Genomic DNA, 21,208 nt, shown 5'->3' with positions numbered 1-21,208 from the left:
TGTGCGCGAGGGCCGGGGCCGAAGGCAGACGGCGCGTTTGCGCGGCATGCCGCGCGCGCCGTCGAACGCCCGAGCGCTGTGCGCGAGGGCCGGGGCCGAAGGCAGACGGCGCGTTTGCGCGGCATGCCGCGCAAACGCGCCGCTTGATAGGGTGGGCCCTGGCCCACCATGGGCGAGACTCTCGCCTCGGTAGTGCTCCGCCGCAGGCGTGGCGTGGCGTTGCATCGATCAACATCAACAGGCTTGGCGAGCCTGCAGGCCATGGTGGGCCAGGGCCCACCCTATGCGGAGCGGTTGGGCCAGGGAGACCCTTTGCAGAGCCCGATGGTCTCGGGCTCGCGTCAAGTCGATTTGCGCCCCGTCCCTGCGCCTGCACCGTGCGCCCGGAACGGCGCTGGCATACTCCGCGGCCTCCAAGCTGCAAGTCCACGCACACGTGATCACCGCCGCCGAATTCGATTCGCTCGCCGCCCAGGGCTACAACCGCATCCCGCTGGTGCGCGAGCTGCTGTCCGATCTCGACACGCCGCTGTCGGTCTACCTGAAGCTGGCCGATGGGCCGTACTCCTACCTGTTCGAGTCGGTGCAGGGCGGCGAGAACTGGGCGCGCTATTCGATCATCGGCCTGCCGGCGCGGCGCGTCTTCAGCCTGCGCGGCAATACGCTCAGCGTCGAGGACTGCGGGGCGGTGGTCGAGACCCGCGAGCTGTCCGATCCGCTGGCCGAGATCGAAGCCCTGCGCGCCTCGTTCAAAGTGCCGAAGCTCGCGGGCCTGCCGGCCTTCACCGGCGGCCTGGTCGGTTACTTCGGTTTCGAGACGATCGCCTGGATCGAGCCGCGCTTCGCGGCCTCCGACACGCCCGACATGCTGGGTACGCCGGATGCGCTGCTGATGCTGAGCGAGGAAGTCGCGGTCTTCGACAACCTGCACGGCAAGCTCTTCCTGGTCGTGCACGTCGATACCGCCGAGCCGCAGGCCTATGCGCGTGGTGTGCGCCGGCTGGATGCACTCACCCATCGCCTGCGCATGGGCGCGCCGAGCTATCCGGAAGTGCTGGATCCGTCGACGGTGTCGGAGTCCGACTTCGTCAGCGGCTTCACCAAGGAGGGCTTTCTCGCCGCGGTTGACCGCTGCAAGGACTACATCCGCGCCGGCGACATCTTCCAGGTAGTGCTGTCGCAGCGCATGTCGATCCCGTTCAAGGCACGGCCGGTGGATGTGTACCGCGCGCTGCGCGCGCTGAACCCTTCGCCCTACATGTACTTCCTCGATCTCGGCGGTACCCAGATCGTCGGCTCCTCGCCGGAGATCCTGGTGCGTCTGGAGCAGGGCCGCATCACCTTGCGCCCGATCGCTGGCACCCGCCCGCGTGGCGCCACGCCTGAACAAGACGCGGCGCTGGAAGCCGACCTGCTGGCCGACCCCAAGGAGCGCGCCGAGCATCTGATGCTGATCGATCTTGGCCGCAACGATGTCGGCCGCGTCGCCAGGACCGGCAGCGTCAGCCTGCCCGACCAGTTCATCATCGAGCGCTATTCGCACGTGATGCACATCGTCAGCCAGGTCGAGGGCGATCTGGCCGACGGTCTGGATTTCGGCGACGTGCTGCGTGCGACCTTCCCGGCCGGCACGGTCAGCGGCGCTCCCAAGATCCGCGCGCTGGAGGTCATCCAGGAGTTGGAGCCGGTCAAGCGCAACATCTATTCGGGCGCCGTGGGCTACCTCGGCTGGCATGGCGATGCCGACACCGCAATCGCCATCCGCACCGCGGTGATCCAGGACGGTCGCCTGCACGTGCAGGCCGGCGCCGGCATCGTCTTCGACTCCGATCCGGAGAAGGAGTGGGAGGAGACGCTCAACAAAGGGCGCGCCCTGTTCCGCGCGGTGGCGCGGGCGGCGGGAGGGCTGTAGCGCCGCACGTTGGGGGGCGCTGCGAACACGCGACATGCGAAGTAGTCGGTATGTCACGCGTCGACGGGCGTGGGTCCTTGAGCGTCGCGGTGCGTCGCAGGCGCACCCTACGCGCATGATGCTTGGGGCGTTGATGTGCGCAACGTGTCCCAAGACTCGTAGGGTGCGCCTGTGGCGCACCAAGGCCGAAGCCATTGTCCAAAGCAGCCCGGTTGTTCCAGTGCACGGCTCACCGCGAACTTTCACGCGGGCGATGCTGCCCGGCGCGCCGCAGGCGCGCCTACACCATCACCCGCCCATGCACCCGCGCGATCCGTGGCCGCACGCGCCAGCGCTTCTCGCCTTCGGTGCGCTCGAACAGCCGATAGCGGGGCAGGGCGCCCCCGTGCAGATGCAGGGTGATCGCCCAGTTCTGGCTGCTGAGATTGCGACAGCGGTGGGCCAGGTTCTCGCTGCGCTCGAACCACAGCGCATCGCTTTCGCCCAGCCAGGTGATCTTGCGCTGGCTGGGCGGCTCGCCGTCGCCGCCGATGGCGTATTCCTGTACCTCCAGCGAACCCTGCAGGACGAGCTCCATGCCGTAGTCACCGCTCATCGAATTGACTGGCGTGACGTGGCCAGGCGGCCAAATCAGGAGGGTGGCGCTGAAGGCCGGGCGCTTGGAGTCGAGGATCAGCAGGCGGGTGAAGCCCCGTTTGGCGCGGCCGCGCAGGCCGTTCAGCTGCTGCTCGTAGCGGCCGTCCGACCCGAGATGCACCAAGGCGCCAAGCTCGCGGGCCAGCCAGGCCAGATCGGGCTTGGGACCGCGGATGCCGTCTTCCAGCACCGAACGCAGCAGGGAAACCAGTCGCGGTGTGCGTGCCATGGAGCGCTCCTTGCGCATGACCGGCTCATAGGAGACCACCCGCGGCGTTAAACCCCCGGTAAGCCGGTGTCGACTTGATGTTTGTTTACGCCGGCGCTTTCATCCGCGACCGGCCAAACGCACAGCCCCCGCTCGGGGCGGGGGCTGTGGGTTGCTGCTTGAACGGCTTGGACTCAGGCCGCCTGGTCCAGCCCCTTGGCGCGACGTCGCGCCATCGCCGCGGATTCGAGATCGGCCGGATCGAAGTCGTCGACGCCGATCACGTCCTCGATCAGCACCCGGACCTCGCGCAGCAGATTGACCTCCTCCGCACTGAGCACACCCTTCAGGCGCGCCTCGTTGAGCTGCTCGTCGGCGTCCAGCGCACTGATTTCGCCGGCCTTGATCGCCTTGACCAGCTTGCGCTCGACCGGCTCGGCGGCGATCACGCGCGGCAGGGCGGCATTGACGCGACCCGCCGGGTTGTTCTCGCAGGGCGTGATGAACACGCCCTCGCACAGGCGGTCGCGGGTATCGGACGGGGTCATCAGCAGGGCAGCGGCGCGGTGGCCGAGGCGATCCGACGGCGCCTGCGCGCGGCGGCCCCAGGGGAAGACCAGCAGCCACAGCGCCCAGCCGACCGGACGGATCGGGAAGTTGCGCAACGCCGCCGAAAGGGCGAGCTCGATGCGGTGGTTGATGTCGAACATCGCCCAGGCCAGCAGGGGCTGGTCGCCAGCGGGCTGGCCGTTGTCCTCATAGCGCTTCAGGATCGCCGAGCCGATGTAGAGCAGGCTGAGCACGTCGCCCAGGCGGCCCGACAGGCTTTCCTTGAACTTGAGCTTGCCGCCCAGGGTGAGCATCGAGGTGTCGGCCACCAGCGCCAGGTTGGCCGAGTAGCGGTTCATGCGGCGATAGAACCGGCGCGTGTAGGCGTCACCCGGCACCAGGCCGATGCGCGCGCCGGTCAGGCCAAGGATCAGGCTGCGCGCCGCGTTGGAGATCGCGAAGCCGATATGGCCGAACAGGGTGCGGTCGAAATCCTTCAGCCGGGTCGCCGGATCCGGATGCTGGGCAGCCTGCATTTCCTTCAGCACCCAGGGATGGCAGCGGATCGCGCCCTGTCCGAAGATCATCATGCTGCGGGTGAGGATGTTGGCGCCCTCGACGGTGATCGAGATCGGCGAGCCCTGCCAGGCGCGGCCCAGGTAGTTGCGCGGCCCGAGGATGATCCCCTTGCCGCCGTGCACGTCCATCGCGTCCTTGATGACTTCGCGATAGGTCTCGGTGGCGTGGTACTTGGCGATCGCCGACGGCACCGAGGGCTTCTCGCCGCGGTCCACGGCGGCGGCGGTGGATTCGGACAGGGCGCTGATCGCATACGCGCGGCCGGCAATGCGTGCCAGGGCTTCTTCAACGCCCTCGAAGCGACCGATCGGCAGGCCGAACTGCTTGCGGATGCGCGCATAGGCGCCGGTGACGAGCGCTCCCATCTTGACGCCGGCGGTGCCGGCCGAGGGCAGCGAGATCGCGCGGCCCACCGACAGGCATTCAACCAGCATGCGCCAGCCTTCGCCGATCATCTTCTCGCCGCCGATCAGTGCCGACAGCGGCAGGAACACGTCCTTGCCGCGGACAGGGCCGTTCTGGAAGGGCACGTTCAGCGGGAAGTGGCGGCGGCCGATTTCCATGCCTGGCGTGTTGCGTGGGATCAGCGCGAGCGTGATGCCGCGATCCTTCTCGTCGCCCAGCAGGCCATCGGGATCGTGCAGACGGAAAGCGAGGCCCACGACGCTCGCGACCGGGGCCAGGGTGATGTAGCGCTTGTCGAAGGTGAGCCGCACGCCGACGACCTTGGCGCCTTCCCACTCGCCTTCGCAGACGATGCCGTAGTCGGGCAGCGAGGTCGCGTCAGAACCGGCCGACGGCCCGGTCAGCGCGAAGCAGGGAATCTCGCGGCCGTCGGCCAGGCGCGGCAAGTAGTGGTTCTTCTGTTCGTCGGTGCCGTAGTGCAGCAGGAGTTCGGCGGGGCCCAGCGAGTTTGGCACGGCGACCGTCGAGCCCAGCGTGGCCGAAGCCGAGTTCAGCTTCTGCAGCACACGCGAATGCGCCAAGGCCGAGAAGCCGAGGCCGCCGTATTCGCGCGGGATGATCATTCCGAAAAACTTGTGCTTCTTGAGGTAGTCCCAGACCTGCGGCGGCAGGTCAGCGCGCTCGTGGCTGACCTCCCAGTCGTTGGTCATCCGGCACACCTCTTCGCAGGGGCCGTTGAGGAAGGCCTGCTCCTCGGCGGTGAGTTCCGGCTTGGGCTGGGCCAGCAGCTGCTTCCACTTCGGCAGGCCCGAGAACAGCTCGCCTTCCCAGCCCACCGTGCCGGCTTCCAGCGCCGTCTTCTCGGTGTCCGAGAGCTGCGGCAGCATGCGGGTGTAGATCTTCAGCAGGGAGGCGGTGATCTTGTGGCGGCGGGTCGGCGTGTGCAGCAGCGGCACGCCGATCGCGGCGAACAGCAGGCCGGCGATGACCGTGGCGACCACACTCGCCTGCAGCAGCACGGCAGCCACCAGGGCAGCCACGCTGAGCGCGGCCCAGGTCTTGAGGTTGGTTCGGAAGTAGGCCGCGGCGAGGCCGGCGACCAGCAGGGCGAGGAAGGGCAGCAGGATGCTCATGGCGATGCTCCGATGCAGTCCGGCGCGGATGTTCCGCGAGGCGAGGGTGCGACCGTCGCAGCCTACGCGCCCCGATTCGAGCCCGGGCACGAGACACGACGCGATCGCCGCGGGCGGCGGCGAACGTACCGCGAAGTATGTTGGCAGCCTGTCCGCGAATCAATACGCGAGCGTATGGATTGGGTGAAATGTCGCAGTGCATTGATTCGCGTGCGGAAAACGGGTCATGCCCGGGGACAATGCGGATTTGCAAGGCGGGGGCTGCCCGCTACACTCCGCTGAATGAACGCCCCCTCCAAGAAAGTTGACAAGGCGCCGCGGCTTTCCGCGAACGATTGGGCCCAGGGTGCCCTGGACCTGATCGCCGAGCAGGGCGTTGCCGCGGTGGCCGTCGAGCCGCTGGCGCGTCGACTGGGCGTCACCAAGGGCAGCTTCTACTGGCACTTCCCGTCACGCGAGGCCTTGCTGCGGGCGGCCCTGGAGCGCTGGGAGCAGCGTGAGCTGGAGGAAGTGTTCGCCCAGCTCGAAGGCATCGAGGACCCGCGCAGCCGGCTGGAGCAGCTGTTCCGGCTGGTCGGCACGCAGACCGCCTCGCATGCCATCTATTCCGAGCTGCTGAAGGCCATGGACCACGCCGTGGTGCAGCCGGTGATGCAGCGCGTGTCGGCGCGCCGCATGGATTGGCTGACCCTGGCCTACCGCCAGGTCGGGCTGCCGCGCATCGAGGCCCAGCACCGCGCTCGACTCACGTATGCCGCCTACGTGGGCTTTCTGCAGCTGTCGCTGCAGCTGGGCCAGCCGCGCATGCGGCACGAGGAGTTCGACGAGTATCTGGCCCATGTCATGTCGACTCTGATTCCGGGCTGAGTGCGTTCCGGGCTGAGCACGCCTTCCGCCGCGGAAATTGCTCGGCCGCTGAACCAAGCAGCGCAGTGGACGCCGCTCGGCAGGGGCTCCCGGGCTCTCTGGCGCACGTAACATCGATGTTCGGCCTGTCGACGGCAATCCAGCCCCGGCAACGATGTCACCGGTTTCCCATGGGCCCCGGTCCAGGCACTGGACTGGTATTGGACTTGTTCGGTCGAACTGGTCTGGCTAAGGTCTGCAGCCCGAATCGGCCGCTGCCTGGCGGTCACCGCGACGGTGACCCGGCGGCCGGCAATGGAGCCCTTGCATGTCCAGCACGCTCGCAGCGCTCAACCAGTGGGTTGGGCAGGTTGCCCAGCTCACGCGTCCCGATGCCATCCACTGGTGCGACGGCAGCGAAGCCGAACATAAGCGTCTGACCGCACTGATGCTCGAAAGCGGCGATCTGCTGGCGCTGAACCCCGACACCCATCCGGACTGCTACCTGCACCGGTCGAACGCCTCCGATGTGGCCCGCGTCGAGCACCTGACCTTCGTCTGCACGCGCGAGCGCGACGAGGCTGGGGCCAACAACAACTGGATGGCCCCCGACGAAGCCCGCGCGAAGATGCAGGCCCTGTTCGAGGGCTGCATGCAGGGCCGTACCCTCTACGTCGTGCCCTACTGCATGGGGCCCATCGATTCGCCGCTGTCGCGCTGCGGTGTCGAGATCACCGACAGTCCCTATGTGGTCGTCAACATGCGCCTGATGACCCGCATGGGCGCGGATGCGCAGCGCCGGATCGAGCGCGAGGGCCGCTTCGTCAAGGGCCTGCACTCCACCGGCGAGCTCGATCCGGAGCGCCGCTTCATCATGCATTTCCCCGAGGACCTGGAGATCCAGTCCTACGGCTCCGGCTATGGCGGCAATGCCCTGCTGGGCAAGAAATGCCACGCCCTGCGCATCGCCAGCCACCAGGCCCGCAGCGAGGGCTGGCTTGCCGAGCACATGCTGATCCTGGGCGTAGAGACGCCGAAGGGTGACACCCATTACATCGCTGCGGCGTTCCCGAGCGCCTGCGGCAAGACCAACCTCGCCATGCTGATTCCGCCCGAGGGCTACCGCCGCGAAGGCTGGAAAATCTCCACGATTGGCGACGACATCGCCTGGATGCAGCCGGGCGCCGACGGCCGGCTGTATGCGATCAATCCCGAGGCGGGCTTCTTCGGAGTCGCTCCGGGCACCAGCGAGGCGACCAACCCCAACGCGCTGGCAATGCTCGGCCGCGATGCGATCTTCACCAACACTGGTGTCACCGCCGACAACCAGCCGTGGTGGGAAGGCCTGCCAGGCACGCCAGCCAAGGACTGGCAGGGGCGCGCCTTCGATCCCGCCAAGGGCCCCGCGGCACACCCGAACTCGCGCTTCACGGTCAGCGCCAAACAGTGCCCGAGCTACAGCGCCGAAGCCGAGAACGCCGCTGGCGTGCCGATCTCGGCCATCATTTTCGGTGGCCGCAGAGCCAGCCTGGTGCCGCTGGTAATGGAGGCCGAGGACTGGACCCACGGCGTGCTGATGGGCGCCTCGATGGCCTCGGAAACCACCGCTGCAGCCACCGGTGCGGTTGGCATCGTGCGCCGCGACCCGATGGCGATGAAGCCCTTCTGCGGCTACAACTTCGCCGATTACTTCGGCCACTGGCTCAGTTTCGACCTAGAAACTGCGCGCCTGCCGAAGATCTTCAACGTCAACTGGTTCCGCAAGGGCGCGGACGGCAGGTTCCTGTGGCCGGGTTTCGGCGAGAACATGCGCGTGCTGGAGTGGATCATCGCGCGCTGCGAGGGGCGCGCCGAGTGCGTGGAGACACCGATCGGCCGTTTGCCAACGGGCACCGGCCTGCGTACGGAAGGTCTGCAGCTTGCCGCGTCCGAGCTCGATGCATTGTTGTCGGTCGATGCCGAGGGCTGGCAGCGCGAGCTGCAGGAGGTCGAGCAGTTCCTGCGCGAGTTGGGGCCGCGCACGCCAGCCGGACTGCTTGAGGCCCTGCAGCAAAGGCAGGCCCTGCTGCGCGCGCGCAAGGCTGCCTGATCCGGCCATGATCGCGTCCCCGTGCGCTGCGCGCCGGGACGCAGCGGGTGGCGCCGGCAGGACAGCTCAAACGGAACAGGGCTAGCGGAACAGCATCAGGCGCAGGTCGCGGCACGCGCGCGCTCTGGATCGCTGCACTACAGGTCCTGCTGGTAGCGCACGTAGGGCACGCGGCCGCTGGTTTCTTCGGCGGGAGGCAGTTCACGCAGGGGCCACGCGCTGGTGTCGCCGCGTGTCCAGTACTGTGTTGCACCGACGGTCAACTCACCGCGCCAGGGCGTACGCCAGGAAATTCCGAGGTCCAGACTGTTGAGGACGCCAGGCAGGCCGCGGAACTCGAGCAGGCGGGCCGTCAGGCTGCTGCTGAAGGCGCCGCTCCCGCCCGACAGCCGCAGGGCGTCACTCTCGTACACCGGCACCGAAGTGCCCCACAGGTCGACGGTGCGGCCCTGGCTGCGCAGGTTCTGCGCGTCGATCCGCAGCCAGCCCTCCGAGCCCAACCCCACCTCGGCGCCAAGCTGCAGCACGCGGGCGTCCGATTCCGCGAGCGGCAGCGCCAGATGTAGCGGCGTGACCTCGGAGAGTCCGGGCAGTGCATTCCAGCGCGCGGACCGGGAGCCGGACTGCTGCGGCGCCTGCACGCTGAGCCACGACAGGCCGTAGTTGACGTCGATACCGGCGCGCTCAATGAACCATGCTCCGGAGACGCCCACGCCGCTGCCGTAGCCGGGCAGGGAGGCTGAGTCGATCTCAAGTCGCGCCAGCATGCATTGCTCGCTGAACCCCAGCATGCCGGCATCCCCACTGGCGCACAGGATCGCAAGCCCCGGCTGGCTGGGCGAGAGCCCAAGCGCCTGCATGCCGCGGCTTTCGGCGTTCGCCCGCACGGGCCGCTGGCTGTTGCGCCCCAGGCTGCTCGCGATGCCCAGCATGCGATCCAGCAGGCTGCCCTCGGAGGCCTCCATGTCGCGTTCTGCCTGCATGAGCACGCGCTCCGAGGCCGTCTCCGCGCGCGGCAGCGCCTCTTCGACCGCGCCCGCAGTGCTGCAGCAAAGAACCGACCCGAAGGTCAGTGCAAGGCTGGAGAGGGCGGGGCGAGTGCTCACTGTCAGTGCTGACCCGGGGCTGGGAAGTGATTGGTGCCGTCGCGTCGTATGCCGCGGTGGTGCCTGAAGCTGCGTCCGGTGCGGACACCAGAACAGCTGCAGAGTTCAAGTCTGGCCGGCAGTTTAACCCGCAGATAACGGAATCGAAAGGCATCAGGTGTGTGTATGACGAGTGCTGCCGAAGCCCCGGTCGCAGCCCAGCGCGTCCGACCGCAAAGCCCGTTCTTGGAGGCCAGGCACCTGGCGCGCGCGGGATGGCACGCCCCTCAAAACCCCGCATAATCGGGCGGCGATCGCGTGCGAGCATGCACTGCCACTGGCCTGGAGCCGTGGCCGCAGGATCGATTCCCGTGTCGCGCGGGCCTTTCTCAATCTTCGGGTACAGACGCAGCCCATGGCTTCCTGGAACGGCGCAGACAAGTTGGGCGAGGGCACCATGCCCCTGGTCCGCGAGGCTGCGCAAGCGCCGGCACACTGCCCGGGAGTATGCGAGGTTCTGCTGCGCGGCCTGGAGACTCTGGCGGTCGGGCGGCGCGGGCTGAAGCTTTCGCTGCATTGCCGGGGCGAGTCGCCTCTGGAGGCCGAGGTTCAACTGCCGGGTGATCTGCTGCGTGGGGCCGGAGAGGCGGCTGAAGCGAAGGGCGGCGCCATCGAGCACGCACTCATCGGCCTGACGCCCGAGCCCTTGCACCTGACCTTCGTCTGGCAGGCCGGGCCGGTGCCGGCGAATGACGAGCTGGAAGGGCTGGAGCGCGTGCTGCGAGCCGGGCTGCCTGCGGCTTTGGAGGTAGATCGCCTGCAGAGCGTGCTGGCGCGGCTGGCCGAAGCCGAGCAGCTGCAGCGGGCGCTGTTCTCGATCGCCGACCTCGCCAGCGGCGAAGGCGCGGCCAGCGAGCTGATTGCCGGCGTCCACGCCATCCTCGGTGGCTTGATGTACGCCGAGAACTTCTACATCGCCCTGCTCGATGTCGAGCGCGATGCCCTGGTTTTTCCCTATTTCCGCGATACCGAAGACCGCGAAGGCCCCCCCATCGGAACGCCCATCCCGCGCCAGGACTATCTCGGCTCGCTGACCGACCAGGTCTTCCGGCGGGGAAAGCCGCTGATGGGTGCCTCCAGCGACCTTTTGCGCCAGGTGGGATTGCCCGAGCGCTCCTGCAGCTTTGGTCCGCAGTCGCTGGACTGGCTTGGGGTGCCGCTGCAGCGTGGCGGCGAAGTGTTCGGCGTGGTCGTGGTGCAGAGCTACGACCCCGAGCGACGCTACAGCGAGCGCGACCGCACCCTGCTGACCTATGTGGCACAGCACATCGCGACAGCGCTGGAGCGCAAGCTCGCCCACGAAGAGCTGGAGCGCAGGGTCGGCCAGCGCACCGACGAGCTGCGTGTTGCCAATGAGGCGCTCCGCGCTGAGATCGAGGAGCGCCATCGCGCCGATCGGCTGCAGGCCGCGCTGTTCAGGATCGCCGAACTCGGATCCTCGGGCGGCAGCCTTGAGGACTTCTTCGGCGCCGTGCACCGGGTGGTGGGCGAGCTGCTGTTCGCTGAGAACTTCTACATCGCCCTGCATGATGCGGCGCGCGAGGAAATCAGCTTTCCTTATTCGGTCGACCAGTTCGACCGCAAGCGTCCGGCGCGTCGTATGGCGCGCGGGATGACCGAGTACGTCCTGCGCACCGGGCGCGCCGTTCTCGCTGATCGTGCCGCCATCAATGCCCTGCAGCGCAGCGGCGAGGTCGAGTCCTCTGGCACCCAGGCGCAGATCTGGCTGGGCGTTCCGTTGACCTGCGCCAGCACCACGGTCGGCGTGCTCGCCGTGCAGAGCTACGACGATGCACGCGGCTACCAGCGGCGCGACCAGGAGCTGCTGACCTTCGTTTCCTACCACATCGCCAATGCGCTGGAGCGCAAGCGCGCGACCGATTCGCTGCGGCACGCCTATGCGGAGCTGGAGCGCCGCGTCGAACAGCGCACCGAGGCCCTGTTCGAGGCCAATCGCGACCTTCGCCAGCAGATCACCGAGCGCGAGCGCATCGAGTGGCAGCTGAAGCACGCCGCCCTGCATGACGCGCTCACCGGTCTGCCGAACCGCAGCTATCTGATGACCCGGCTGGACGAAGCCCTGCAGCGCTACGGGCGTGGGCAGGCCGACTGCTTCGCGGTGCTGTTCCTCGATCTTGATCGCTTCAAGGTGGTCAATGACTCGGTGGGCCATCTGGTTGGCGATGAGCTGCTGAAGGAGGCCGGCGCGCGGATCGCGGCCAGCGTCGGTCGGCGCGGCACGATCGCGCGTCTCGGCGGCGACGAGTTCGCGATCCTGATCGAGGGCGTCGAGGCCGAGACCCAGGCCACGGAAGCCGCGGCGCGCATCATCGCGGCCATGGACGTGCCCATCCGCGCGGGCGGCAAGGAGCTCTACAGCTCGGTCAGCATCGGCATCGTGCTGGCACAGCCGCATTACCGGACCGCCGCCGAACTCCTGCGCGACGCCGATGTCGCCCTGTACCGTGCCAAGGCGAACGGCCGCCGGCGCTTCGAGCTGTTCGACGAGGCGCTGCGCCGCGAGGCCCTGCTGCAGCTGGAGCTGGAGGGCAATCTGCGGCGCGCCCTGGTGCGCAGCGAGTTCGAGCCGGTGTTCCAGCCGATCCTGGACCTCGACAGCGGCCAGATCGCAGGTTACGAAGCCCTGCTGCGCTGGCGACACCCGCAGCGCGGCCTGCTGGCGCCGGCGGACTTCCTGACCCAGGCCGAGGAGTCCGGCCTGCTGGAAGCCATCGATTGGCAGATCTACGAGCTGGTGTTCGCCCAGGCCTGGCAGCTGATCGCCGGCGGCGGCTACGTCAGCATCAATGTCGGGGCTCGTCATTTGCGCTCGGCGCAGTTCGTGCCCGAGCTGGCGCGTATGCTGGCGCGCTACGAGTTGCCGCCCCAGCGGCTGCGAATCGAAGTCACCGAACGCAGCCTGTTCGAACAGCCGGAACTGGCGCGCCACCTGTTCGGCGAGCTTCGATCCCTTGGTGTATCGCTTGCGCTCGACGATTTCGGCACCGGCTATTCCTCGCTCAGCTACCTGCACCAGTTTCCGCTGCAGGTGCTCAAGATCGACCGCAGCTTCGTCGAGGCAGTCGACCAGGCGGAGCCGGGCAATGCCTTGGCCGTGCTGCGCGCGATCTGTGCGCTCGGCGCCTCGCTGGGCATGGAAGTTGTCGCCGAAGGCATTGAATCGCAGGCGCAGTTGACGCGCGTCCGCGAACTGGGCTGCCGCTATGGCCAAGGCTTCCTGCTGGGTCTGCCGCAGCCCGTCTGCCTGCTGGCGCCGTCGCGCACGGGCACAGCGGCGGAGCCGAACCCGCTGGCGATCCTGGGCGAATCACTCGCCTCGGACTGAGGGCAGGTGAGAACCGTCCGCCTACGGTAGCCGCCTCTGGCCGCCCGTGACGGGTGCGCGCCGCGCGAGTTTCACGGTCACTGGCTCGCCAAACGCCCTTGAATTTACGCGCCGCCTGATCGCGGAGCCGCGAGTACCGGATCACGCGCCGCGGATAGGCCATCTCGGGCCGGCAACGCGGCGCCATTCCCATCCCGGCCCGCCTGCGCTAGCGTGCACTGCTGCACTGCACAGACTTCCGGAGCCGCGATGTCCCGCCCCGCCAGCCTCGCCGCCGAACCCGAAACCCTGCGCGAAGTCGATCTGCCGCAGAGCGATCAGCCCTTGCGCGAGGACGTGAAGCGGCTGGGCGCGCTGGTGGGCGAAGTGATTGCCGACCAGGAGGGCGAGGCCTTCTTCGAGCGCGTCGAGGCCCTGCGCCGCCTCGCCATCCAGCGCCGCGAGCAGGGCGACGGCCTTGATGCGCTGGCCGCAGCGGTCGACGGCCTGCCTCTCGACGAGGCCGAAGGACTGGTGCGCTCGTTCGCCACCTATTTCGGCGTGGTCAACCTGGCCGAGCGCATCCACCGCATCCGCCGTCGCCGCGATTACCAGAAGCAGGCCACGGCCGCGCCGCAGCCTGGCGGCCTGCTGGCCGCGGTCAGCGAGCTCAAGGCAGCGGGTGTCGAGTTCGACGAGCTGGTGGCGCTGATCCGCCGCCTGCACATCGAGCCGGTGTTCACCGCCCATCCCACCGAGGCCGTGCGCCGCGCCCTGCTGGAAAAGGAAGCCGAGGTCGTCCGCGCGTTGATCGACGACCTCGACCGCTCGCGCACTCCGGGCGAGCGGCGGCTTGATCTGGCGCGCATCCGCATGGCGCTCACCAGCGGCTGGCAGACCGCCGAGAACGCGATCGAGAAGCCCACGGTGGCCGATGAGCTGGAGCACGTCAGCTACTACCTGGGCCACGTGCTCTACCTGATCCTGCCGGTCTTCCACGAGTTGCTCGCCGATGCGGTGGAAAGCGTCTACGGACGCCCGCTGCCGGCGCTGCCGCCGATCCTGCGCTTCGGCTCGTGGGTTGGCGGGGACATGGACGGCAATCCATTCGTTGGTGCCGACACCATCGAGGCCAGCCTGGCGGCGCAGCGCAGCCTGATCCTGTCGAACTACCGTGGCGATCTCGCCCACCTTGCCGGCCTGCTGACCCAGTCGACCAGCCGCATCGGCGTGGATCCGCGCGTGCTCAAGCGCATCGACGATTACCGCGCTCGCCTCGGCGAGGCCGCGCAGCACCTGCGCTCGCGCCACGACGACATGCCCTACCGGCAGCTGCTGAACCTGATGATCCTGCGACTGGAGGCGACTGAAGCCGAGGCTGCTGAGGGCTATCGCGGCCCGGCCGGCCTGCTGGACGACCTGAACCTCATCGCCCACTCGCTGAAGAGCCAGCGCGGCGAACACGCAGGCTTCTTCGCCCTGCGGCGCCTGCTGCGCCGGGTCGAGGCCTTCGGCTTCCATCTGGCCACCCTCGACCAGCGCCAGGACTCGCGCGTGCATGATGCGGCGCTCGCTGACCTGCTCGGCGATCCCGACTGGCCGCAGCGCTCAGCCGAGAATCGGGCGGCGCGACTCGCTGAACTTCTCGGCGGCGAGCTCGGCAAGCGCAGTTCCACCGAGCCCGGCACCCAGCGCGTGCTCGATGTCTTCGCCAAGCTGGCCGACCTGCGCCCGCGCTACGGCGCCGAGGCCTTCGGACCCTATATCGTCAGCATGAGCCGCAGCGCCGCCGACGCACTGGCCGTGCTGGCGCTGGCGCGGATGGGCGGTCATGCCGATGCGCAAGGCCGGGTGCCGCTGGACGTCGCCCCGCTGTTCGAGACCGTGGACGACCTCGCAGCGGCACCCGAGGTGGTCGCGGCCCTGCTGGAGGATCCCGTCTATCGCGCCCATGTCGCGGCGCGCGGCGAGCGCCAGGTGGTGATGCTTGGCTACTCGGACAGCGCCAAGGATGCAGGGCTTGCGGCCTCGCGCTGGGCGATCCAGCGCGCCCAGATCGCGCTCTGTGCGCTGGGCGCCGAGCGCGGCGTGCGCATCCTGTTCTTCCACGGTCGCGGCGGCTCGGCCAGCCGCGGCGGCAGCAAGACCGAGCGCGCGGTGATCGCCGCGCCGCGCGGCAGCGTCGACGGCTACCTGCGCCTCACCGAACAGGGCGAGGTCATCCATCGCAAGTACGGCATCCGCGCCTTGGCCCTGCGCAATCTGGAGCAGACCGCTGGCGCGGTCCTGCGCGCGACCGCGCGCCCGCGCCCGCCCGAGCCGCGCGAGCCGGCCTGGCGCGAGGCCATGGCCCTGATCGCCAACGAATCGCGCCGGGTCTACCGGGCCTTCGTGCACGAGGAGCCGGCCTTCGTGCCCTATTTCCGGGAGGCGACGCCGATCGATGTAATCGAGCGCCTGAAGCTGGGTTCGCGCCCGGCCAAGCGCGCGGCCGGCGGCCAGGCGGGCGTCGAGTCGCTGCGCGCGATTCCCTGGGTGTTCGCCTGGTCGCAGAACCGCTGCAACCTCACTGCCTGGTACGGCGTCGGCAGCGGGCTGGCCGCCGCGATCGAGGCCAAGGGCATCGAGGCCATGGCCGAAATGGCGCGCGACTGGCCGTTCTTCGCCACCCTGGTCGATGACGTCGAGATGGTGCTGGCCAAGACCGAACTCGACATCTTCGCGCGCTACTCGCAGCTGGCGGGCGGCGAGCTGCACGCAGCCCTGTTCCCGCGCATCGAGGCCGAGTTGGAGCGCACGCGGCGCGCGGTGCTTGAACTCAAAGGCGCGCAGGAACTGCTGGCCGGCGATCGCCGGCTGCGGCTTTCGATCCGTCTGCGCAATCCTTACGTCGATCCCATCAGTCTGCTGCAGGTCGACCTGCTGCGCCGCTGGCGCGCGGCGGGGCGACCGGAGGATGCGCTGTTCCATGCGCTGGTGGCCACGGTCAACGGCATCGCCGCCGGCGTGCAGAACACCGGCTGATCGCGCGACTACAGCCCGTGCAGGGCCTGCTGCAGGTCTTCGATCAGGTCGTCGGCGTGTTCGAGGCCCACCGAGACACGCAGCAGACCCTGCGGCGAGACCGGATGCGGGCCCTCGACCGAGGCGCGGTGCTCGATCAGCGACTCGCAGCCGCCCAGTGAGGTCGCGCAATGGAACAGCTGCGTGCTGCCGGCGACCTTGAGCGCGGCCTCGCGGCCCTCAGCCAGCTCGAAGCTCAGCATGCCGCCGGGGTGCTTCATCTGCTTCGCCGCCAGCGCGTGGCCTGCGTGCGAGGCGAGCCCGGGGTAGTGCACCACCGAAACGGCAGGGTGCGCGGCCAGCGCAGCAGCGATCTTCTCGGCGTTCGCGCAGTGCATGGCCATTCGCGCCGGCAGCGAGCGCAGTCCGCGCAGGATCAGCCAGGCGTTGAAGGGGCTGGCGCTGGCGCCGAGCAGCTTGCGCACCTCGTAGCAGCGCGCGGCCAGCGCGTCGTCGCGGGCGAAGCAGAGCAGCCCACCCATCACGTCGGAATGCCCGCCCATGTACTTGGTGGCCGAATGCATGACCACGTCGGCCCCCAGCGCGATCGGCTGCTGCAGGATCGGCGTGGCGAAGGTGCTGTCCACCACCAGCAGCGCGCCATTCGCCTTGGCGATCTCGGCACAGGCGGCGATGTCGACCACCTGCATCAGCGGGTTCGAGGGCGTTTCGATCCAGAGCGCACGGGTCTCGCCATCCACTGCCGCGCGCACGGAGGCGGAGTCGCGGCCGTCGACGAAGCGTGAGCTCAGGCCCCAGCGCGGCAGCCAGTGCTCGGCCAGCTCGCGAACCCCGTGGTAGAGGTCGCGCTGGAACACCACGTTGCCGCCGGACGGCAGCGCCTGCAGAAGGCAGCTCGCCGCGGCCATGCCGGTCGACAGCAGCAGGCTGCGGACCGCGCCGTCGAGCGCAGCGGCGGCGTGTTCCAGCCGCACCTGGGTCGGGTTGTTGTCGCGCTGGTACAGGTAGCCGTGGTCCTGGGTGCCATCGGGTGCGTGCAGGAAGGTGGTGGAGAGGTTCAGCGGCGCTGCCAGGGCGCCAGTCTCGCGATCGGGCTCGGCGCCGATGTGCACGGCGCGGGTTTCAAGGCGCATGGCCGGTCCTGAGGGTTCGGGCGCGCGCAGTGTGTGCGCGCTCGCACTGCGCGGCAATGGTCGAAGGTCAGCCGCCGCCCGGCTTTGCGATACTGCGCGGCCCGCCCACCCAAGAGACCCGCTTCGATGTCCAGCCACGCGCCCGTCGACGAACTGCTTGCTACCGCGCGTCGTCGCTACCTGCCGATCTATCGCCCGCGCGAGCTGATCCTGGAACGCGGAGAGGGCTCGCGCGTATGGGACAGCGCTGGCCGCGACTACATCGATCTCGCCGGGGGCATCGCCGTGAATGCGCTCGGCCACGCCGACCCGGACCTGCGTGCAGCCCTGATCGAGCAGAGCGGCAAGCTCTGGCACACCAGCAATATCTTCTACAGCGAGCCGCCGGTGCGCCTGGCCGAAGAGCTGGCTGTGGCTTCGGGCTTTGCCGAGCGCGTGTTCCTGTGCAATTCGGGTGCGGAGGCCAACGAAGCGGCGATCAAGCTTGCCCGCAAGCACGCGGCAGCCCAAGGCAGGCCCCCGGCGCAGCGGGTGATACTCACCTTTCGCGGCAGTTTCCACGGGCGCACGCTGGCGGCCATCACCGCCACCGCGCAGCCCAAGTACCAGGAGGGCTTCGAGCCCCTGCCGGGCGGCTTCCGCTATGTCGACTTCAACGACATCGCCGCTTTCGATGCCGCCTTCGACGCCGATGTCTGCGCGGTGCTGGTCGAGCCCATCCAGGGCGAGGGCGGCGTGATGCCTGCGGCACCGGGCTTTCTCGCACATCTGCGGCGCCGCTGCGATGAAACCGGCGCGCTGCTGATGCTGGATGAGATCCAGTGCGGCATGGGCCGCACCGGCCGCCTGTTCGCTTGCCACGGCGAAGGCCTGGAGCCCGATAGCGTCAGCCTGGCCAAGGCGCTGGGCGGGGGGTTCCCTATCGGTGCCCTACTGGTTGGCAGGCGTGCGGCCGAGAGCCTGGGCTTCGGCAGCCACGGCACGACCTTCGGCGGCAATCCGCTGGCCGCCGCCGTGGCGCGGGTGGCGCTGGCCAAGTTGAAATCGCCCGAGCTGCTGGCGAACGTGGAAGCTCGTGGCGCGCAGCTGGTTGCCGGCCTGCACGACATCAACAGCCGCCTTGGCGTGTTCAGCGGTGTGCGGGGCCGCGGATTGATGCAAGGTGGCGTGCTGATTGAAGAACACGCCGCGCGCGCGGCCGAAGTGCTGGACGCTGCGGCAGGCGAGGGACTGCTGGTCCTCTCCGCTGGCGTTGGCGTCCTCCGCTTCGTGCCAGCGCTCAACATCCGCGCGGATGAGCTGGCCGAGGGCCTGCTGCGGCTGGAGCGCGCGCTGCGGGCCGTGTTTGGCTGAACCGTGCGCACCCGGAACGACGCGTTCGCGCCGCTCCGGGTGCAGCCTCAGGCAGCTTTCGCTTCCTTGAACGCTTCGCGGGCCGCAGCCAGCGTGGCCTCGATATCGGCCTCGCTGTGCGCCGCCGAGAGGAACCCGGCCTCATAGGCGGACGGCGCGAAGTACACGCCGCGCTTCAGCAGGCCGTGGAAGAAGCGGTTGAAGGCTGGGATGTCGCACGCCGTCGCCTGGGCGAAGCTCTCCACCTTCTGGTCGGTGAAGAACAGGCCGAACATGCCGGGCACGCGATTGGTGGTGACCTCGACGCCGGCCTCGCGCGCGGCTTGCTCGAGGCCATCACAGAGCAGATCGGTCTTGCGCATCAGGTCCTCGTAGAACCCGGGCGCCTGGATGAGCTCCAGGGTGGCGAGACCGGCGGCCATCGCCACCGGATTCCCAGACAGGGTGCCCGCCTGGTAGATCGGGCCCGAAGGTGCGACCTGCGACATGAGCTCGCGGCGTCCGCCGTAGGCGCCCACCGGCATGCCGCCGCCGATGATCTTGCCAAAGGTGCTCAAGTCCGGCGTGACCCCATACAGCGCCTGCGCGCCGCCCAGAGCCACGCGGAAACCGGTCATCACCTCGTCGAAGATCAGCAGCGCGCCGTGCCGGCTGCACAGCTCGCGGAGATGCTGCAGGTAGCCTGGCTTGGGCAGGATGCAGTTCATGTTGCCGGCGATCGGCTCGATGATGAGGCAGGCGATTTCGCTGCCGTGCTGCTCGAACAGCGACGTCGCAGCTTCGAAGTCGTTGTAGGCAAGGGTGAGGGTGAGATCGGCAAGCCCGCTGGGCACGCCGGGCGAGGTCGGCACGCCGAAGGTGAGCATTCCGGAGCCCGCCTTGACCAGGAAGGCGTCGCCATGGCCGTGGTAGCAGCCCTCGAACTTCACCACCCGCGAGCGCCCGGTGTAGCCGCGCGCCAGGCGGATCGCCGACATCGTGGCCTCGGTACCCGAGTTCACCATGCGGCTCATCTCCATCGAGGGCACGAGCCTGGCAACGGTCTCGGCCATGGTGACTTCCAGCGGATTGGGTACGCCGAAGCTGAGGCCATTCGCCGCTGTGCGCCTCACTGCCTCCAGCACCTTGGGATGCGCATGCCCGGCGATCATCGGGCCCCAGCTGCCGATGTAGTCGATGTAGCGCTGGCCTTCGACATCCCAGAGGCAGGCCCCTTCGGCACGCGTGGCGAAGAAGGGCTCGCCGCCCACCGAACGGAAAGCGCGCACCGGCGAATTCACGCCGCCGGGCATCAGCTGTTGGGCGCGCTCAAACAGCGCGTGGTTGCTCTGCATCGGAATCTCCTTGGAACTCGGGGAAGGCTTGGCGAAGCGCGCGCACGGCGGCAGCCGGGCTGGCGGACTCGTAAACGCTAGAAATGACAGCGAGCAGATCAGCGCCTGCCGCGACGAGGGTTGGGGCGAGCGCGGGTGTGATGCCACCGATCGCAACAAGTGGACGCCCCAGCCCGCGAGCCTGCCCGAGCAGGCCAAGGTCGGCGCGAGCGGCGAGTGGCTTCGTCGGGGAGGCTGCAAAGGTGCCGAAGGCGAGATAGTCGGCGCCGGCAGCGCAGGCCTGATGCGCGCGACCCAGGCTCGCGTAGCAGGACGCGCCGATCAAGGCTGCCCGGCCAAGCGCCGAACGGGCGACGCCGAGGTCTTCATCCCCGCCGCCAAGGTGAACGCCCACCCCCAGTTCGGCGGCGAGGGCGACGTCGTCATTGACCAGGAAGGGCACCCGATGGTGCTGGCAGAGCGCCGCGAGCAGTTGCGCCTGCTCGCGGCGCAGCGCGGTATCGGCCCGCTTGTTGCGATACTGCAGCAGTGCAACGCCGGCAGCGAGCGCGTTAGTGGTCAGGTCGAGCAGGCGCTGGGTGTCGGTCACGTCGGGCGTGATCAGGTAGACGCCGCGCAGGGGCGTGGGCATAACGGGTACCGCATGGGCTGCTCACGGCGAGCGTGAAAGAATACCAGCCGTCCTACACCACACAGGTTCAGAAAACCATGAGCACGAAGGCAGCCGCGGTTGGCGCGCGGCATTGGATGTGCGTCGTATGCGGATTCATCTACAGCGAGGCGCTCGGGCTCCCGGACGAGGGCATCGCGCCCGGAACGGCCTGGGAGGACGTTCCGGAGACCTGGCTGTGCCCTGACTGCGGCGTCACCAAGTCCGACTTCGAGATGGTCGAGATCCAGGCCTGAGCGGAGAGCCCACCGGCGAGCGCGGCGGCGTTGCCGCGCTCGCCGGTGCCGTCATGGCTTGCCGCGCAGAGGGATGCCCGGGCCGAGCACCAAAGGGTCACCGCGCACGACGCCGAGCTGCGCAGCCTGGCCTGCATTGAGCTCAAGCGTGTACAGCGCGGGCCCCGCACTTGGGTAGTTGGGGCATACGGCGCTCTTGCAGGGCGGCACGTTGCGCGACACGGACACCAGCCGCAGCTGCTCGTCAAAGTAGAGGATGTCGAGCGGGATCAGCGTGTTCTTCATCCAGAACGCAAGGCGCTGGGGGCGATCGAACACGAACAGCATGCCCTGGTCTGGCGGCAGGGACTCCCGATGCATCAGGCCGAGTTGCCGCAGCGGCTCGGTGTCGACAACTTCTACATGGATGCGTTGACCCTTGAGCTCCACCCAGGCGGTGGGTCGTGCGTGGCAGGCGCTGACGAGCAGGGAGATCGCGAGGGCGAGCGCTAGGCGCATGGCTTGGGCTCCGTGGCGAGGTGGTGGATGAGGGCGACCTTGGCGAAGGATGGGCGATCGGAAGATTCCCTGCATCACCCTCTTTACAACCACAAAAATCGCGGTATAGTGGGCGGCTCGGACGGACGAGGCG

Annotated in this window: 14 protein-coding genes; 7 read left to right on the top strand and 7 right to left on the bottom strand. The window is 68.6% G+C overall.

Translation table 11 applies throughout. The features are described 5' to 3' along the window. Window positions 1–436 precede the first annotated feature (436 nt). Window positions 437–1,912 carry an anthranilate synthase component I gene (gene trpE / locus Q0654_RS09295; RefSeq protein WP_298853054.1) on the top strand — a complete coding sequence of 492 codons (1,476 nt, stop codon included), beginning with the start codon at window positions 437–439 and terminating at the stop codon, window positions 1,910–1,912. Window positions 1,913–2,192: 280 nt separating this feature from the next. Here trpE and Q0654_RS09290 read toward each other — a convergent pair whose 3' ends face one another. Next, window positions 2,193–2,777: a hypothetical protein gene (locus tag Q0654_RS09290; RefSeq protein WP_298853052.1), complete on the bottom strand. Its 585-nt coding sequence runs from the start codon at window positions 2,775–2,777 to the stop codon at window positions 2,193–2,195. Between the two features lie 173 nt (window positions 2,778–2,950). Beyond that, the gene (locus tag Q0654_RS09285) at window positions 2,951–5,422 is read right to left on the bottom strand and encodes an acyl-CoA dehydrogenase (RefSeq protein WP_298853050.1); all 2,472 of its coding nucleotides are present in this window, start codon (window positions 5,420–5,422) and stop codon (window positions 2,951–2,953) included. A gap of 282 nt (window positions 5,423–5,704) precedes the next feature. On the opposite strand from Q0654_RS09285, the gene Q0654_RS09280 reads away from it, so the two are divergent. Both Q0654_RS09280 and Q0654_RS09275 read left to right on the top strand, forming a co-directional pair. Continuing rightward, the gene (locus tag Q0654_RS09280; RefSeq protein ID WP_298853048.1) at window positions 5,705–6,289 is read left to right on the top strand and encodes a TetR/AcrR family transcriptional regulator; all 585 of its coding nucleotides are present in this window, start codon (window positions 5,705–5,707) and stop codon (window positions 6,287–6,289) included. A 307-nt stretch (window positions 6,290–6,596) separates the two neighbouring features. After that, a complete protein-coding gene (locus Q0654_RS09275) occupies window positions 6,597–8,357 on the top strand; it encodes a phosphoenolpyruvate carboxykinase (GTP) (protein WP_298853046.1) in 1,761 nt (586 codons plus the stop codon). A gap of 137 nt (window positions 8,358–8,494) precedes the next feature. Here the strand turns inward: Q0654_RS09275 and Q0654_RS09270 are convergent, their stop codons facing one another. Beyond that, window positions 8,495–9,340 (bottom strand): hypothetical protein, encoded by an 846-nt coding sequence (locus Q0654_RS09270; protein WP_298853044.1) that lies wholly within the window; start codon window positions 9,338–9,340, stop codon window positions 8,495–8,497. 517 nt (window positions 9,341–9,857) lie between these two features. Between Q0654_RS09270 and Q0654_RS09265 the strand changes: the two genes are divergently transcribed. Both Q0654_RS09265 and ppc read left to right on the top strand, forming a co-directional pair. After that, the gene (locus Q0654_RS09265) at window positions 9,858–12,848 is read left to right on the top strand and encodes an EAL domain-containing protein (RefSeq protein WP_298853042.1); all 2,991 of its coding nucleotides are present in this window, start codon (window positions 9,858–9,860) and stop codon (window positions 12,846–12,848) included. Between the two features lie 249 nt (window positions 12,849–13,097). Continuing rightward, complete coding sequence (gene ppc / locus Q0654_RS09260) at window positions 13,098–15,851, top strand: phosphoenolpyruvate carboxylase (protein WP_298853040.1); 2,754 nt, start codon at window positions 13,098–13,100, stop codon at window positions 15,849–15,851. An 8-nt stretch (window positions 15,852–15,859) separates the two neighbouring features. On the opposite strand, the gene Q0654_RS09255 is transcribed toward ppc, so the two are convergent. Beyond that, window positions 15,860–16,984 (bottom strand): aminotransferase class I/II-fold pyridoxal phosphate-dependent enzyme, encoded by a 1,125-nt coding sequence (locus tag Q0654_RS09255; RefSeq protein WP_298853039.1) that lies wholly within the window; start codon window positions 16,982–16,984, stop codon window positions 15,860–15,862. A 126-nt stretch (window positions 16,985–17,110) separates the two neighbouring features. On the opposite strand from Q0654_RS09255, the gene Q0654_RS09250 reads away from it, so the two are divergent. Beyond that, complete coding sequence (locus Q0654_RS09250; protein ID WP_298853037.1) at window positions 17,111–18,337, top strand: acetylornithine/succinylornithine family transaminase; 1,227 nt, start codon at window positions 17,111–17,113, stop codon at window positions 18,335–18,337. 47 nt (window positions 18,338–18,384) lie between these two features. Here the strand turns inward: Q0654_RS09250 and hemL are convergent, their stop codons facing one another. Continuing rightward, window positions 18,385–19,671 (bottom strand): glutamate-1-semialdehyde 2,1-aminomutase, encoded by a 1,287-nt coding sequence (hemL, locus tag Q0654_RS09245; RefSeq protein WP_298853034.1) that lies wholly within the window; start codon window positions 19,669–19,671, stop codon window positions 18,385–18,387. Then, the gene (gene thiE, locus Q0654_RS09240) at window positions 19,646–20,302 is read right to left on the bottom strand and encodes a thiamine phosphate synthase (protein ID WP_298853032.1); all 657 of its coding nucleotides are present in this window, start codon (window positions 20,300–20,302) and stop codon (window positions 19,646–19,648) included. Before thiE ends, hemL begins: the two co-directional genes overlap by 26 nt. A gap of 77 nt (window positions 20,303–20,379) precedes the next feature. Between thiE and Q0654_RS09235 the strand changes: the two genes are divergently transcribed. Next, entirely contained in the window at window positions 20,380–20,577 is a 198-nt protein-coding gene (locus tag Q0654_RS09235) for a rubredoxin (protein WP_298853029.1), read from the top strand. A 51-nt stretch (window positions 20,578–20,628) separates the two neighbouring features. On the opposite strand, the gene Q0654_RS09230 is transcribed toward Q0654_RS09235, so the two are convergent. Next, window positions 20,629–21,075 (bottom strand): DUF192 domain-containing protein, encoded by a 447-nt coding sequence (locus tag Q0654_RS09230; protein ID WP_298853027.1) that lies wholly within the window; start codon window positions 21,073–21,075, stop codon window positions 20,629–20,631. Window positions 21,076–21,208 lie beyond the last annotated feature (133 nt).

This window comes from uncultured Aquimonas sp., from assembly GCF_937888285.1.
GTDB lineage: Bacteria > Pseudomonadota > Gammaproteobacteria > Xanthomonadales > Xanthomonadaceae > Aquimonas.
The sequence above is the reverse complement of the archived record's forward strand: the minus strand, read 5'-3'. Positions and strand labels throughout refer to the sequence as shown.

What these genes read in the sequence shown, in the direction of transcription:
- Q0654_RS09290 (WP_298853052.1), bottom strand. Translation starts at nt 2,777, where the DNA reads ATGGCACGCACACCGCGACTGGTTTCCCTGCTGCGTTCGGTGCTGGAA.
- Q0654_RS09255 (WP_298853039.1), bottom strand. Translation starts at nt 16,984, where the DNA reads ATGCGCCTTGAAACCCGCGCCGTGCACATCGGCGCCGAGCCCGATCGC.
- Q0654_RS09275 (WP_298853046.1), top strand. Translation starts at nt 6,597, where the DNA reads ATGTCCAGCACGCTCGCAGCGCTCAACCAGTGGGTTGGGCAGGTTGCC.
- hemL (WP_298853034.1), bottom strand. Translation starts at nt 19,671, where the DNA reads ATGCAGAGCAACCACGCGCTGTTTGAGCGCGCCCAACAGCTGATGCCC.
- Q0654_RS09230 (WP_298853027.1), bottom strand. Translation starts at nt 21,075, where the DNA reads ATGCGCCTAGCGCTCGCCCTCGCGATCTCCCTGCTCGTCAGCGCCTGC.
- thiE (WP_298853032.1), bottom strand. Translation starts at nt 20,302, where the DNA reads ATGCCCACGCCCCTGCGCGGCGTCTACCTGATCACGCCCGACGTGACC.
- Q0654_RS09280 (WP_298853048.1), top strand. Translation starts at nt 5,705, where the DNA reads ATGAACGCCCCCTCCAAGAAAGTTGACAAGGCGCCGCGGCTTTCCGCG.
- Q0654_RS09235 (WP_298853029.1), top strand. Translation starts at nt 20,380, where the DNA reads ATGAGCACGAAGGCAGCCGCGGTTGGCGCGCGGCATTGGATGTGCGTC.
- Q0654_RS09250 (WP_298853037.1), top strand. Translation starts at nt 17,111, where the DNA reads ATGTCCAGCCACGCGCCCGTCGACGAACTGCTTGCTACCGCGCGTCGT.
- Q0654_RS09270 (WP_298853044.1), bottom strand. Translation starts at nt 9,340, where the DNA reads ATGCAGGCAGAACGCGACATGGAGGCCTCCGAGGGCAGCCTGCTGGAT.
- ppc (WP_298853040.1), top strand. Translation starts at nt 13,098, where the DNA reads ATGTCCCGCCCCGCCAGCCTCGCCGCCGAACCCGAAACCCTGCGCGAA.
- Q0654_RS09285 (WP_298853050.1), bottom strand. Translation starts at nt 5,422, where the DNA reads ATGAGCATCCTGCTGCCCTTCCTCGCCCTGCTGGTCGCCGGCCTCGCC.
- Q0654_RS09265 (WP_298853042.1), top strand. Translation starts at nt 9,858, where the DNA reads ATGGCTTCCTGGAACGGCGCAGACAAGTTGGGCGAGGGCACCATGCCC.